This is a genomic window from Litorerythrobacter xanthomarinus (genome assembly GCF_046254955.1).
Classification (GTDB): domain Bacteria; phylum Pseudomonadota; class Alphaproteobacteria; order Sphingomonadales; family Sphingomonadaceae; genus Qipengyuania_C.
Window position 1 is genome coordinate 1,424,088 of the sequence record NZ_JBJXRG010000001.1, and the last position, 13,366, is coordinate 1,437,453.

General features: G+C 61.8%; 11 protein-coding genes. 6 read left to right on the top strand and 5 right to left on the bottom strand.

Annotation, left to right across the window (positions count from 1 at the left end):
- Window positions 1-43 precede the first annotated feature (43 nt).
- Window positions 44-1,513: a glycerol kinase GlpK gene (gene glpK, locus ACEWMW_RS07165; RefSeq protein ID WP_409413197.1), complete on the top strand. Its 1,470-nt coding sequence runs from the start codon at window positions 44-46 to the stop codon at window positions 1,511-1,513.
- Window positions 1,514-1,515: 2 nt separating this feature from the next.
- On the opposite strand, the gene ACEWMW_RS07170 is transcribed toward glpK, so the two are convergent.
- Entirely contained in the window at window positions 1,516-1,977 is a 462-nt protein-coding gene (locus ACEWMW_RS07170) for a DUF1465 family protein (RefSeq protein ID WP_409413198.1), read from the bottom strand.
- Window positions 1,978-2,094: 117 nt separating this feature from the next.
- On the bottom strand, window positions 2,095-2,304 hold the full coding sequence (locus tag ACEWMW_RS07175; protein WP_409413199.1) for a YdcH family protein: 210 nt from the start codon (window positions 2,302-2,304) through the stop codon (window positions 2,095-2,097).
- 165 nt (window positions 2,305-2,469) lie between these two features.
- Between ACEWMW_RS07175 and ACEWMW_RS07180 the strand changes: the two genes are divergently transcribed.
- From ACEWMW_RS07180 to tilS, 5 genes are all read left to right on the top strand, one after another.
- Window positions 2,470-2,625: a DUF465 domain-containing protein gene (locus tag ACEWMW_RS07180; protein ID WP_409413200.1), complete on the top strand. Its 156-nt coding sequence runs from the start codon at window positions 2,470-2,472 to the stop codon at window positions 2,623-2,625.
- 56 nt (window positions 2,626-2,681) lie between these two features.
- Window positions 2,682-4,952: a phosphoenolpyruvate--protein phosphotransferase gene (gene ptsP, locus ACEWMW_RS07185; RefSeq protein WP_409413201.1), complete on the top strand. Its 2,271-nt coding sequence runs from the start codon at window positions 2,682-2,684 to the stop codon at window positions 4,950-4,952.
- 125 nt (window positions 4,953-5,077) lie between these two features.
- Entirely contained in the window at window positions 5,078-6,100 is a 1,023-nt protein-coding gene (locus ACEWMW_RS07190) for a helix-turn-helix domain-containing protein (RefSeq protein WP_409413202.1), read from the top strand.
- A gap of 180 nt (window positions 6,101-6,280) precedes the next feature.
- Window positions 6,281-7,153: a tetratricopeptide repeat protein gene (locus ACEWMW_RS07195; RefSeq protein WP_409413623.1), complete on the top strand. Its 873-nt coding sequence runs from the start codon at window positions 6,281-6,283 to the stop codon at window positions 7,151-7,153.
- Window positions 7,154-7,241: 88 nt separating this feature from the next.
- The gene (gene tilS, locus ACEWMW_RS07200) at window positions 7,242-8,108 is read left to right on the top strand and encodes a tRNA lysidine(34) synthetase TilS (RefSeq protein ID WP_409413203.1); all 867 of its coding nucleotides are present in this window, start codon (window positions 7,242-7,244) and stop codon (window positions 8,106-8,108) included.
- Here tilS and ACEWMW_RS07205 read toward each other — a convergent pair.
- The 3 genes from ACEWMW_RS07205 to ACEWMW_RS07215 all read right to left on the bottom strand — a co-directional run bounded on the left by ACEWMW_RS07205 (window position 8,105) and on the right by ACEWMW_RS07215 (window position 13,261).
- Complete coding sequence (locus ACEWMW_RS07205) at window positions 8,105-10,885, bottom strand: phosphoenolpyruvate carboxylase (RefSeq protein WP_409413204.1); 2,781 nt, start codon at window positions 10,883-10,885, stop codon at window positions 8,105-8,107. The two genes, tilS and ACEWMW_RS07205, sit on opposite strands and share 4 nt — an antisense overlap.
- Before the next feature lie 6 nt (window positions 10,886-10,891).
- Window positions 10,892-12,331 carry a glucose-6-phosphate dehydrogenase gene (zwf, locus tag ACEWMW_RS07210; RefSeq protein ID WP_409413205.1) on the bottom strand — a complete coding sequence of 480 codons (1,440 nt, stop codon included), beginning with the start codon at window positions 12,329-12,331 and terminating at the stop codon, window positions 10,892-10,894.
- Window positions 12,332-12,463: 132 nt separating this feature from the next.
- Window positions 12,464-13,261, bottom strand: coding sequence for a transglutaminase-like domain-containing protein (locus tag ACEWMW_RS07215; RefSeq protein ID WP_409413206.1), 798 nt, complete (start codon window positions 13,259-13,261; stop codon window positions 12,464-12,466).
- Window positions 13,262-13,366 lie beyond the last annotated feature (105 nt).

Here is a 13,366-nt window from a genome sequence, read left to right on the forward strand (position 1 = left end):
CGGCTGAGACGGCTTCCTGGCCGGCCAACGAAGAGGATTGCTGATGGGCGAAACGATACTGGTTCTGGATTCGGGCACCACCTCCACCCGGGCGATGGCGTTCAGCGCCGATGGAGCAATGCAGGCGCTCGCGCAGGAAGAGTTGACCCAACATTATCCGCGGCCCGGCTGGGTCGAGCACGATGCCGCCGAAATCTGGGACAAGACCCTGGCATGCGCGCGCTCGGTCACCCAGCAGATCGGCGGCGCGGATCGGATCGCGGCCATCGGGATCACCAACCAGCGCGAAACGGTGGTTGCATGGGACAAGGATACAAGCGAGCCGCTGGCGCGCGCCATCGTGTGGCAAGATCGCCGAACGGCCGATTTCTGCGCCGCGCTCAAGGAGCAGGGTGAGGAACCGCGCGTCCAGACGGCGACCGGCCTGCTGCTAGATCCCTATTTCTCGGGCACCAAGATGCGCTGGCTACTGCGCAACGAACAGGCGGTCCAAGGTGCAGCCGACAAGGGCACGCTCGCCTTCGGGACCATCGAGAGCTGGCTGGTGTTCAAGCTTTCGGGCGGCACGCATATCACCGATGCCAGTAATGCCAGCCGCACTCTGCTGATGGCGCTCGATGGCGCGCAATTCGACGAAGGGCTGTGCGATCTGTTCGAAGTGCCCCTTGGGACGCTTCCCCAAGTAACCGACAATTCCGGCGCGCTCGCCCACTGCAAATCGGAATGGCTTGGTGCGGAAATCCCGATTACGGGATTGGCCGGCGACCAGCAATCGGCGACCATCGGCCAGGCCTGCCTGGCGCCGGGCCAGACGAAGGCCACCTATGGCACCGGCGCTTTCGTGCTGACCAACAAGGGCAGCGATATTCCCACTTCAGACAATCGCTTGCTAGGAACCGTGCTCTACCAGCTCGGCGGCAAGCGTATCTATGCGATCGAAGGTTCGGTGTTCGTGGCGGGCAGCCTTGTCCAATGGCTGCGTGACAGCCTCGGCATTATAGGAACTGCGGCGGAAACGGAGGCATTGGCGCGGTCGATCGATAGCAGCGGCGAGGTGGTGATTGTCCCGGCGCTATCGGGGCTGGGAGCGCCCCATTGGCGCTCCGAAGCGCGCGGTGTGATCGCGGGCCTGAGTTTTGCCAGCGGGAAGGCAGAGATTGCGCGCGCGGCGCTGGAGGCGATGGCGCATCAGACCCACGATCTTGCATCGGCCTTCGCCGCCGATGGTGCACCGTGGGAGACATTGCGGATCGATGGCGGGATGAGCGCCAATGACTGGATGGCACAGGACCTAGCCAATGTGCTGGATCTCCCGGTCGAGCGGCCCGATTTCGTCGAAACCACTGCGCTGGGTGCCGCAATGCTCGCGGCAAGCGGCTGCGGATTGCACGATGATCTGGAAACAGCTGCTGCAGCTATGCGCGGCCAGCTTGCGCGCTTCGATCCGGATATGGATCAGGCTGTCAGGGTAGAGCGCCTGGCGCGATGGAATAAGGCGCTTGCAGCGAGCTAGCGCTAAAGGCTTCCGACAGCCTCTTCGAGACGACCGCGCAATTGGCGGACCGTGGGAATATTGACTTCGAAGCCGCTGCGCCACGCGTCGTCGAGCCGGGCTATGCGGCTATGCATCTGTTCGGTCTGGCGGATCAGTTCCTGCGTTTCCACTTCGAGTAGTGCGACTTGCTCGGCATCGGCTTCGCGATCATCGGGAAGTTTTCCGTGGCGCCGCAGCTGCGTTTCGCTGAGATCACCCGAGAAATAGGCGCGCTGGTTAAGCAGCCAGGCAAGTATTTGCATCATCCGCGTGGTGGTACGCAGCCCTTCGACCGAATGCGCCAGCTTCTCGCTGTCGGACTGGACAACACCATCTTCGACCGGTGCCAGGTCAAACCGGGCCCGGACTTCGTCGGCCATGACGAGGGCTTCGCTATAAAGCGCCTCGATAATCGGCTCGCTGATGTCACTCGTCCATCGCATGTATAAAGAGCTAGGGCCTCGAGATGAACGGCACCAGTATCTTAACCATCTCCATCCACACACCCATGTCCCCTGTCCCATATCGGGACATTCGATTCTGGATTAAGATACGGAAACTCAAGCAATAATATCTGGAAGAAGGTAATCTTCGATAGCAGCGATCTGATCCTTCAGTTTCAGCTTGCGCTTCTTCAATCGCTGTTGCTGCAACTGGTCCACGAAGCCCGTTTGCCGGCCGGCCTCGGAAAGTGCCTCGATCGCCGCATCAAGATCGCGGTGTTCGATTTTCAGCGCTTCCAGGCGCTTCCTGAGTTCCTGTTCGGTCAATCCCGGTATCCCAACTTTGCGATTCGTCGCAGTCTTGGCGTCGGTTAGCAGAAATTCTGTAAAAGGGGCTTCGCAAACCGTCGATTTTGTGGCTTGATGTGTGAACGCGGCTCGTCCGCGCCGGACGAGTCGTTTCCTGGGTCGCACAACCTTGAGGAGATGCCAATGGAATCGTCCCACGTCGCAGCACTGCAATCAAAGCATGCAGGTCTCGAAGCCAAACTTCGAGACGAAATGAACCGACCAGCGCCGGATGAAGGGACGATCAAGCAGATCAAACTCAAGAAGCTCAAGATCAAGGAAGAGCTCGAACATATTTGACGCGCAGCCACCGCGCGCCATTTTCATAGCACCGGCTTTGCTATAGGCGGTGGCGCATGAGCGCAGCCGCAGCAGCCAGACAGATACTTCTCAGCCTTCACGAAGTGATGGCCGCGCGCATGCACGCGCAAGGCAAGCTCGACCGTGTTGTGCAAATCATCGGTGAAGCGCTCGATAGCGAGGTGTGCTCGATCTACCTTCTGCGCGAAGGGGCACTTGAGCTTTTCGCCACGCGCGGCCTTAATCAAAGCGCGGTCCACGTAACCCGGATGGATTTCGGCGAGGGCCTGACCGGCAGCATCGCGCAAAATATGGAAACGCTGAACCTTGCAGAGGCAAAAGCGCATCCCGACTTCCAGTATCGCCCGGAAACCGGCGAAGACAAATTCCATTCCTTCGCCGGGGTTCCGATTGTCTACCACGAGCGGGTGATCGGTGTACTCAATGTGCAGCATGTCGATCCGCGGCGCTATGAAGATATCGAGATCGAAGCCCTGCAGACGACTGCAATGGTGCTGTCCGAATTGATCGCCAATGCGGAGTTGGTTGACGAAGAGCAGGCGCTCGGGCGCACCGAGGCGCAGACAGGGCCTGTGGTCGTAGAGGGGCTGGCGCTGGTCAAAGGACTGGCTCGAGGCACAGCAGTATTCCACCAGCCGCGTGTCACGATCGACCAGATCGTGGCCGAGGATACCGAGGCCGAGCGCCAGCGAGTTTACCGCGCTTTTGATCGCATGCGCGACCAGATCGATAATATGGCGAGCCAGGCCGAATTCGGTGTCGGTGGCGAACACGAAGAGGTGCTCGAGACCTACAAGATGTTCGCCTATGACGAAGGCTGGTCGCGTCGCATCAACGAAGCGATCGATTCCGGGCTGACCGCGGAGGCGGCGATCGAGCGCGTCCAGCAACACACCCGCATGCGGATGCGAGAAATCGATGACCCGCTGTTGGCGGACCGGATGCACGACCTGGAAGACCTGTCGAACCGTCTGCTGCGGATCGTCTCGGGCCAGTTGGGCACCGCCGCCACACAAGGCCTGCGCCAGGACACGATCCTGATCGCCCGCAATCTGGGCCCGGCCGAGCTGCTCGAATATGACCGGCGGCGGCTTAAGGGCGTCGTGCTCGAGGAAGGTTCGCTAACCGCGCATGTCGTGATCGTGGCGCGGGCCATGGGCATTCCGGTGCTAGGCCAGACCAAGAGCCTTCGCGGTGTGCTGGGCGATGATGACGAGATCCTGCTCGACGCCGACCAGTCGCGTGTCACCATTCGGCCGAGCCAGCCGATGCTTGATGCCTTTAAGGGCCGCTTCGCCAAGTCCAAGGAACGCCAGGCAGCCTATGCCGAACTGCGCGATGTCGAACCCTTCACGCGCTGCGGTACGCGGATCGAAGTGATGATGAACGCCGGCCTGCGCGATGATGTTGCCTCGCTGGCTCTCACCGGCGCCGATGGCATTGGCCTGTTCCGCACCGAATTCCAGTTTCTGGTTTCGGCGGCCCTGCCGCAGCGTGAGAAGCAGACCCGGCTCTACCGCGACGTGCTCGACGGGGCAGGTGACAAGCCGGTCATTTTCCGCACGGTCGACATCGGAGGCGACAAGGCTGTCCCCTATCTCGAATCGGAATCAAGTCGTGCTGACGAGAATCCGGCGATGGGCTGGCGTGCGCTACGATTGTCGCTCGAGCGCGAGGGCCTGCTCAAGGCTCAGGCGCGGGCGCTGCTTGAGGCGGCTTCGGGCCGCACGCTCTATGTGATGTTCCCCATGGTCTCGGAGCCGTGGGAATTCGATGCGGCCAAGGCGGTGTTCGAAGACCAGCTTGCCTACCTGAAGAAGCGCAAGAGGGTACCACCCGAGGCGATCCACTACGGGGCGATGCTGGAAGTGCCGGCACTTGCCGAAGTGCTTGACCAGCTTGTCGGCAAGCTCACTTTCCTGTCGGTAGGCACCAACGACCTCACGCAGTTCCTGCTCGCGGCGGACCGCGCCAACCCCAAGCTCGCCAGCCGCTACGAATGGGCCAGCCCGGCGATATTGCGTTTTCTGCGCCGTATTCCGAAAAACCTGGTTGGGCACGATATCGACCTTGGCGTGTGCGGCGAGATGGGTGGGCGGCGCCTGGAAGCGCTGGCCTTGTTGGGTATCGGCTATCGCCGCTTTTCGATCACGCCGGCGGCGGTCGGTCCGATCAAGGAACTGGTGCGCAAGGTGGATCTGAAAGAAATCACTACCGCGATGGACGGCTGGCTGGCCTCGCCGCCGCCCGAATTGCGAAAGGCGCTGATGGACTGGGCGAGTGCGCGCGATATCGAGCTTGAATGAATTCATCGCGCGTTTCGCGCGTTCGGTCTATAAGCGAAACAGACCCATTTCGGGGAGCTTGACACAAGAGCGCGCCCCCGCATGAGGTCCGTCAACACAAAACCACAGGTCGCACGGGTCAGTTTATGAACGAAGAGATTGAGGGGCAGGAAGAGCAGCAGCTCACGCTTGGCGGCGTGGGACAGATGCTGCGCGAAACCCGCGAAGCCAAGGGCTTGGACCTCAAACAGGTCTCCGCAGAGACACGGATTCCCGAGCGTCACCTGCTGGCGATCGAGAATGGTGATTTTGGCGCGCTACCCGCACGCACCTATGCAGTGGGCTTCTCGCGTAGCTATGCGCGGATGCTTGGCCTCGATGAGAAACTAATTGCTGCCGATGTCCGCGCCGAGCTGTCCGCCGGCGGGGATCATGGCCGCGATCATGCGGACCAGTTCGATCCGGGTGATCCGGCGCGCATTCCCTCGCGCAGACTAGCGTGGTTCTCGGGTCTCGCTGCGCTGCTGCTCATCATCGGCGGCTTTTCCTTCTACCGCAGCCATATTGCACCCGGTTCTGGCCCGGCGCCTTTGGCGGAAGATCCCGTGGCAGAGGAGACGCCGCAAATCCCAGCGGGCGAAGAACCTGCCATTGATCCCGGCGGAGAAGTCGTATTCACCGCTTTGGAGGATGGCATCTGGGCGCGTTTCTATGACGGTAACGGAAGCCGCCTCTTCGAAAAGCAGATGGCGAAAGGCGAGCGCTTCGCGGTCCCCGCCGATGCAGCTACCCCGCAAATATGGACCGGACGCCCTGATGCACTGGCCATCACCATCGGCGGCCGTGCGGTGCCCAAGCTGGCCGAGGAAGACACGGTTCTGCGTGATGTCGCGATCGATGCCGCATCGCTGCTGGCACGCAATGAAACGGTAGTGAGTGACGCGGCGCCTGCTGCCACTATGCGAGCGGCCTCTACGGTTTCGCGGCCTTCACCTTCGCCAGCGGTGAGCGCGAGCCCGGCTACTACTCCAAGCGCACAGGCGACAGCGGCGACACCCCGCCCTCAGCCAAGTGCGGCAGCTACACCGCCGATAGTCGCGCCCGCGCAGCAGGAATCCGCGTCTTCAAATGACGAAACGCCCTTGCCGGTGGACAATTCGGCCACGTAGCATTCAGCCATGCTCGACAACAATGGCGCTCTATAGCAGGGTGGCGGGGACGGGCGTTCCTCTCCTACGCCGCCGGACCAGACCAGATACGGGAGCACACAAGTGACAATCGCTCGAACGATCCGCCTTTCCATTGCCTCAGCAGCCCTCGGCGCTACGGCGCTCACAGCACTGCCGGTGATGGCGCAGGACAATAGCGAACAGCGCGTCCGCAAGCTCGAGGCCGAAGTGCGTGCGCTCCAGCGCAAGGTTTTCCCTGGCGGGGACGGACGCTTCTTCGAACCGGAGATTTCTTCCGCCCAGGGACAGGGCACTACGGTTTCCACCCCATCGACCACGGCTGTCACGGATATCCTCTCGCGGCTCGATGCAATGGAATCGCAGATCCAGCGGTTGACGGGCCAGGTCGAAGAGAATGACAACTCGCTGCGCGCGCTTACTACGCGGATTGCGGCACTCGAAATGGCAGCAGGTGCTTCGGCGACCACTGCGGAGACAAACGGCGAACCAGCGACCACACCATCGGAGCCTGCTGCAGCTACGCCAGCGCCTGCCGCAACGGTTGCGGAGCCTGAACCGAGCGCGCCCGCAGACCTGCTTCCGGCGGGACCCACCGATGAGCGGCTCGCCGCGGTGCAGGCCATCGCCAAGCCCCAAACCGACGATTCCGGCGAAGACGAATACACCTACGGTTTCCGCCTGTGGAATGCGGGCTTCTACCCTGAGGCGCAGCAGCAGTTGGCGCTGTTCCTCGAGCAATACCCCAATCATTCGCGCACGACCTATGGCCGAAACCTGCTGGGACGCGCGTATCTCGACGATGGCAAGCCGCGCGAGGCTGCGCCCTGGTTCCTCAAGAATTACCAGGCTGATAAGCAGGACCGCCGCGCGCCCGACAGCCTGCTGTATCTTGCTGAGTCCATGATTGCGCTCCAGGATACCGACCGAGCCTGCATTGCGCTCGCCGAATTCGGCGAAACCTATCCGGCGCTGGCCGCCGGGCGCTTGCAGGATCAGTACGAAGCCAATCGCGCGAAAGTATCGTGCAATTGATACGAAGCTCGATCCTCAATTAGCCGCGCGATTTCGCGCCGATCTCGAAGCGCTCTGGAGTGCGGATCTCGAAAGCGCGACTTTCGGCTTGGCTGTTTCAGGTGGCCCCGACAGCCTCGCTTTGCTGCTGCTTGCCGCGCATGCCATGCCCGGTCGGATCACTGTAGCGAGCGTCGATCACCAATTGCGCGAGGAAAGCGGCGCGGAATGCGCCTTGGTGGCCGATCTGTGCGCCAAACTCGAAGTCCCGCACGAAACGCTTGCGGTTAAAGTGGCAGGCGGCAATCTCCAGCAGGAGGCGCGTGCCGCGCGCTATGTGGCACTGGCCCAATGGGCTGTGAGAAATTCGCTCAATGCAGTCCTGACTGCCCACCACGCTGACGACCAGGCCGAAACGCTTGTGATGCGGCTCAACCGTAGTTCAGGCCTATCAGGCCTTGCGGGAGTGAGGCGCACCACATCCATTCCCGGCACCGATATTCCGTTGCTGCGGCCGCTTTTAGGCTGGCGCAAAGCCGAACTGGAATTAATCTTGTCGGCTAGCGGTGTTGCAGCGGCCCAGGACCCTTCGAATACGAACGAACAATTCGATCGTGCCCGTATTCGCAAGGCGCTTTCAGAGGCCGACTGGCTCGATATCGAAGCCGTCGCTGCAAGCGCTTCCAACCTCGCAGATGCCGAAGAGGCTCTGGTGTGGGCGGCCGAGCGCGAGTGGACAGGACATGTGCACGCGGTGGGCGGCACACTGGAATACCAATCCTACGCCCCGCTTGCGCTGCAATTGCGGGTGGTCGCAAGGATGATCGAGGAAATCGCCGAGCCACCACGACTAGGCGCTCTCGCGCGGCTGATGCGCGAGACCGGCGAGGGAGAACAGGTCAACATCGCCGGTGCGATGCTGGCCCGCACATCAGATGGCTGGTTCGTCACGAAGGAGCCCGCGCGGCGCGGCTAGCCGTGCGCGCCGAACTCGTTGGCGATGGCGGTGCTGACGCGGAGCGATAGATCGTAAGCGCGCTCTAGCGGATCGATGTAGTTCTTCTGGATCGCCGAATAACCTTCGCCTTCGCCGTCGGGATAGTCGCTTGGTTCATCAACCGCGAAGTCGTCGATCTGCGGGAAACTGGTCGGGTAGGCACGGCGCAGCTGCCGCAGGGCATCGTCCACTCGCAGCGTGAAGACCATCTCCAGCACGTCGTCGCGGCTGATATCGTTGGCGCGGCTAAAGGCGGGGATCGAAACGGCCTTGAGGAACATGTGCTGGAGCAGCGCGAGGCGCAGCGCCTGCAGCACGCCGATCCGGCGGCGGATATCCTCGCGGTCTTCGAGCGGGTTTTCATCGGGAAGAAGATCAAGGAGGCGGTGCAGCTTGAGTGCGTCGACCCGCAACCGCGAGGCCAGACGGCGGAACACCCCGTTGCGATCGTCTTTGGTGAGATATTCCGCCAGCGATTCACAAGCCTGGGCAAGATTTTCTTCGGTCCCGCGATAGGGACGGCTTGCCCAATAGGCAGAGTTGAACAGTTCGCCGAATGCGGCGACCGTCTTGATGCTGGCGAGCGCATTGGAAGCGCGCACGAGGCGGATAATCTGGCGCCCACGCGGGCTATCGCTGATGAGCGCGGCGAGGTCTTCGTAATTGCCGTCCGCCGCACTGCCGATCCCCGAGATGATGTTCACCGGATAGCCGAGTTGCTGGAGGATTGCATTGTGCGGGATCGCGCGAATCTGGCGCAGTGACATGTCGCGATCCGCCGACAGGTCGGACTGGCGGCGCGATTTGCGGCTGCCGGTCTCATTGAGCAGGCCAAGGCCGAAGGCAGTGATCGCGCGGCTGTAAGTCTTGCTTTCCAAGTGCTCGCGCTGGTGGCTGCGGATCGCGCGGTAGAAATCGAGGCTCAGGTCGGTGCGGCGATAGAATGGGTCGGTTGGCGCATCGGGATCGGTTTCCGCGGGCCGCTCGGCGGCAATTGTTTCCAGTGTGGCACGTGCCAGTTCGGGCGTTTCGAAATAGAGGTAGCCATCACCGCCCTGGAAACTGACTTCGGGCTCCAGCCGGATACCCGCGCGGGCGAAACGGCGCCGCGCCCAGGGGGATAGCGGCCATTCGAGCCGGTCGGGAAAGCCGCCCGGATGCGCGCCGCGGCCCATGCTCTCGCCATGCGTGTCGAAGATCAAGGCACTTGCTTCGGTGAGGCCGTTCTTGGCCATGGCTTCGGCCATGCGGCCCTGCAGGCGTTCGATCGCGAGGCTTGCCGGGACCTGCCCGACAAAACGGCCGGCGTCCGAGAAGCCGGTCTGGATCGCGACCCGGCCGCGCTTCTTGGCATAATCCTGGTAAGCTGGTTCGCGGAGCAGGGCATCGAGGAAACGGCCACCATGCTCGAGCGCGCTTTCGGTTTCGAACAACGGTGAAACATCGACCTTGTCCTCGATCCCGAAAAGCCGTGCGAAATAGAGAGCGGCGAGGATGGTGGTCGGTTGCTCGCACTCGGCAATGAGCATGCGGATCGGCGTGTCCGCGTCCACATGCTGCAGGATCTGCGCCATTGCCAGGAATTGCCGGATCGCGGTGCTGCTTTCGATCGCCAGCGCTGCGAAGTTGCTGCGTAGCGGCTCTACCGTGGCGAGGATTTCGCGCAGCGCGGCTATCGCTCCGCGGCTGGCGAGATCCAGGGTGTTGTCAGGATCTATCCGGCGGCGGATGGCATTGTGCAGCTGGCTCGAATTCACCCGGAAATGGACCCAGCCCATTCCAAGCCCGTCGGCGCGCATTGCCGCGGTGAGCACTTTCAATGCGACTGCGCGCTCCCGGTCGGATTCCGCTGCTTCAGCGTCAAGCTGCGCGATAATCGGCGCGAGGCTGAGCAATTTGTGCTCATGCGGTTCGGTCAGCCGATTGGCTGCGGCGGAAAGCGCAGTGGGCTCCGAAAGGTCCTCGAGGAAATCCTGCGCACGCTCTGCTGCGTATTGTGCAGCCGGGCGGAGTGTACCGAGCAGCGCGTGCGAGGCATCGATTGCTTCGAGTTGCGCGACATAGCGCTCGAGACGCTGGGCTTTCTCGCCGAGGCGATAGGCGATCGAGGTGTACCATTTGATGTCCGTTCGCCCGTCCATGTCGTAGCCAACCCAACTGGCGAAGCGGAAGGGTTGCGGAGCAAGTTCGCGCCACTCTTCCGGCCAGCGCTGCTCGGCCTCGCCCAGCAATTGCCCGACCATTGCATCGCGCGCGTCCTGCGCATGGGCGATCGCGCGCAAGGCCCGCTCGTGTTCGAAATCGAGCGTAATCGCAGGCCGATCATGCGGCGCGACGCAGGCCTCCTTGCCGATATCCTCCTCACCCGAGGCTGCCTCGGCGACAGCGCCAGTCTGCTGCGGTGTCAGCAGGAAAGTGGGGTGCGCGGTAAACACTGCGTGAAGTTGCGGCTTTTCCCAAGTCGCGCGGAATGTTTGGAAGTCAGTTGCCGTGCCGATCCAGTCATGCGGCCTCCCGATCGGCCCGACCATCCTCCGCAGCCGCTTGGACCGGCTCTGCAGGGCATCGCATTCCAACTCGGCAATCAGGCTGTCGATATTCCCGAGGTCAAGTGCGCCCGATTCGAGCCGGCGCGAGATGTCATGCGAAAGCTGGAACACCGGATTGAACAGCGGCGTCTCGCGCGTGCGCTGGTGCAGGTCCTGCAGCCGCTCGACCAGCGAGGGAACCGTATCGAGCTTGCCTTGCTCGCTCATGCCCGATTACTCATGCCAGGTTACCCCGTCGCGTTCGGCAAGCGCGATCGAGGCGGAGGGACCCCAGCTGCCGGCGGTGTAGGTGTTTGGGGTTTGCCCCTCTTCCTCCCATGTGGCGCGGATGGCATCGATCCACTCCCACTGCGCTTCGACCTCGTCGCGGCGCACGAACAGCGTCTGGTCGCCTTCGATGAGGTCGAGCAGGAGGCGTTCATAGGCGATGCGGCGGTGCTGACCGACAAAGGCGTCCGGCATGGCGATATCGAGCGGCACTTCGCGCATCCGCACGCCTTCGCGGTCTAGTCCGGGGACTTTCGCCATCAGTGACATGCGGATGTTTTCCTTCGGCTGGATGCCGATCACCAGCTTGTTTGGTTTCAATTTCGCGCCCTTCTCGGCGAAAATCGAGTGCGGCACACAGCTGAACTGGACGATGATCTCGGTCACGCGTTCGGGCAGGCGTTTGCCGGTACGCAGGTAGAAAGGCACGCCTTTCCAGCGCCAATTGTCGACATGCGCCTTGATGGCGACGAAGGTCTCGGTGTCCGACTCCTTGCCCAGTTCATCGTCATATCCCGGAACGGCTTCGCCCGAAATCGCTCCGGCGCGGTATTGTCCGGTAACCGTTTCAGCCTCGCCCACTTCGCGCAATGCACGCAGTACCTTGACCTTCTCGTCGCGGATGGCGGTTGCATCGAAGCTCGAAGGCGGTTCCATCGCGACCAGCGCGAGCAGCTGCAGCATGTGGTTCTGCACCATATCGCGCAGGGCGCCGGAATCGTCGTAATAAGCGACGCGCGATTCCAGCCCGACGGTTTCGGCAACCGTTATCTGGACGTGATCGATATGCGCCGCGTTCCACAGCGGCTCAAACAGGATATTGGCGAAACGGAGCGCAAGGAGGTTCTGGACCGTCTCCTTGCCGAGGTAGTGATCGATGCGAAAAATGCGCTCTTCGGGAAAGGCGCTGGCGACAGCGTCATTGATTTCGCACGAAGAAGAGAGATCGGTTCCGAGCGGTTTTTCCAGGCACATTCGGACATTCGCGCCGTCGAGCCCGGCATGCTGCAGTCCCTTGATGGTTGGTTCGAACAGGCTCGGCGCGGTCGAAAGGAAGATCGCGAGACCATGCTGGGGTTCGCCGACCTTCTTCGCCAAGGCGTCAAACCCATCGAGAGTGGTTGCATCGAGCGACTGGTAAGACAGACGATTGAGGAAATTTGCCATGCTGCCGCGGCGATCGGCGGGGAGGTACTTTTCCAGCGCTTCGCGCGCAAACTGGCGGTAGCCCGCATCGTCCATATCCGAACGCGCAGTTCCAATAATCTCGAGATCGGGGCGCAACAGGCCATCTGCATCGAGAGCGCACAGCGATGGCAGCAGCATGCGCTGCGCCAGGTCACCCGTCGCACCAAACAAGAGCAGCCGGTCGGCTGTGAAATCCATGTCCAATCGTCTCCCCAAATACGATCCTGCCAGCTGCGGACTTGCAGGGGCGACGCGCCCAATTGGTGCATCGCAGCATTTGTTCTAGCAGTGATGCGGCCCGCTCGCCAGTGGCGTGCGGAATAGAATGGCTTAGCCCGTGATAACGTTCACTTGCTGGTCCAGCAACTGTATGCTGCCGAAGCTGGTCAGGAAACTGACATCGGCTGCGTCGCGGCCGACGCCGATCTTCACCGTTTCCGCCGCCTCGGCCATTCCGGTTGCATCGACCAGGTGCCACGCGCCGCCGGCTCTACCGTCACCGTCTTTGAGAAAGACTTCGGCCACCGCGTGGAAGTCCTGCGGGGTAACGCCCGGTGCATAGCAGGCGACGTAGCGGGCGGGGATTGCCGAAGCGCGGCTCAGGGCGATCATGACATGGGCGAAATCGCGGCAAATCCCGCGCCGTTCGACGAAGCTGTCGAGAGCAGTGGTGTTGGCATTGCTGCTTCCCGGCTCGTAGGTCAGGTGTTCTGCGATCCAGTCACGGAATGCGGCAATCCGCGCTCCACCTTCGAGATCGCCAAACTCGGCCTCGACGAAGCTTTGCAGTCGATCGGCCTGACAATAGCGCGAATCGAACAGGTACTTGATTGTATCGCCAGGAAGATCGCGCGGGCGCAGTTTGTCGAGCCCTGAGACCGAGGGGGTCATCCGCTCGATCTCGACCTGCGCGGTATAGGCAATGTCGATCCGCCCTTCGGCATTGAGCCAGATCCGCTCGCCGATATCGTCCTGCGCGGGCACCCGCGCGAAGTTCTCATTGGCGAAAATCTTGCTCGATACCTCGTGCAGGTGCTGTTCCGGAATGTCGGCTGCTTCGAACTGCAGCATCACGTCGGTCGGCTGGTCGCACTGGAAAGTGAAGTTGGTCTGGATCCGGATTGTCATGTGTTCTCGAAACGATTGCGAGGCAAGTAAGTTTCACCAATGTGAGAAATCGTCATTCAGCTTAGCGAATGGCTGGACTTGGCAAGGGCAAATCGCCAATTGCGG

Bases quoted from the DNA above. Each gene is read 5' to 3' on its own strand.
- glpK (WP_409413197.1), top strand. From the start codon at position 44: ATGGGCGAAACGATACTGGTTCTGGATTCGGGCACCACCTCCACCCGG.
- ACEWMW_RS07170 (WP_409413198.1), bottom strand. From the start codon at position 1,977: ATGCGATGGACGAGTGACATCAGCGAGCCGATTATCGAGGCGCTTTAT.
- ACEWMW_RS07180 (WP_409413200.1), top strand. From the start codon at position 2,470: ATGGAATCGTCCCACGTCGCAGCACTGCAATCAAAGCATGCAGGTCTC.
- ptsP (WP_409413201.1), top strand. From the start codon at position 2,682: ATGAGCGCAGCCGCAGCAGCCAGACAGATACTTCTCAGCCTTCACGAA.
- ACEWMW_RS07190 (WP_409413202.1), top strand. From the start codon at position 5,078: ATGAACGAAGAGATTGAGGGGCAGGAAGAGCAGCAGCTCACGCTTGGC.
- ACEWMW_RS07195 (WP_409413623.1), top strand. From the start codon at position 6,281: ATGGCGCAGGACAATAGCGAACAGCGCGTCCGCAAGCTCGAGGCCGAA.
- ACEWMW_RS07205 (WP_409413204.1), bottom strand. From the start codon at position 10,885: ATGAGCGAGCAAGGCAAGCTCGATACGGTTCCCTCGCTGGTCGAGCGG.
- zwf (WP_409413205.1), bottom strand. From the start codon at position 12,331: ATGGATTTCACAGCCGACCGGCTGCTCTTGTTTGGTGCGACGGGTGAC.
- ACEWMW_RS07215 (WP_409413206.1), bottom strand. From the start codon at position 13,261: ATGACAATCCGGATCCAGACCAACTTCACTTTCCAGTGCGACCAGCCG.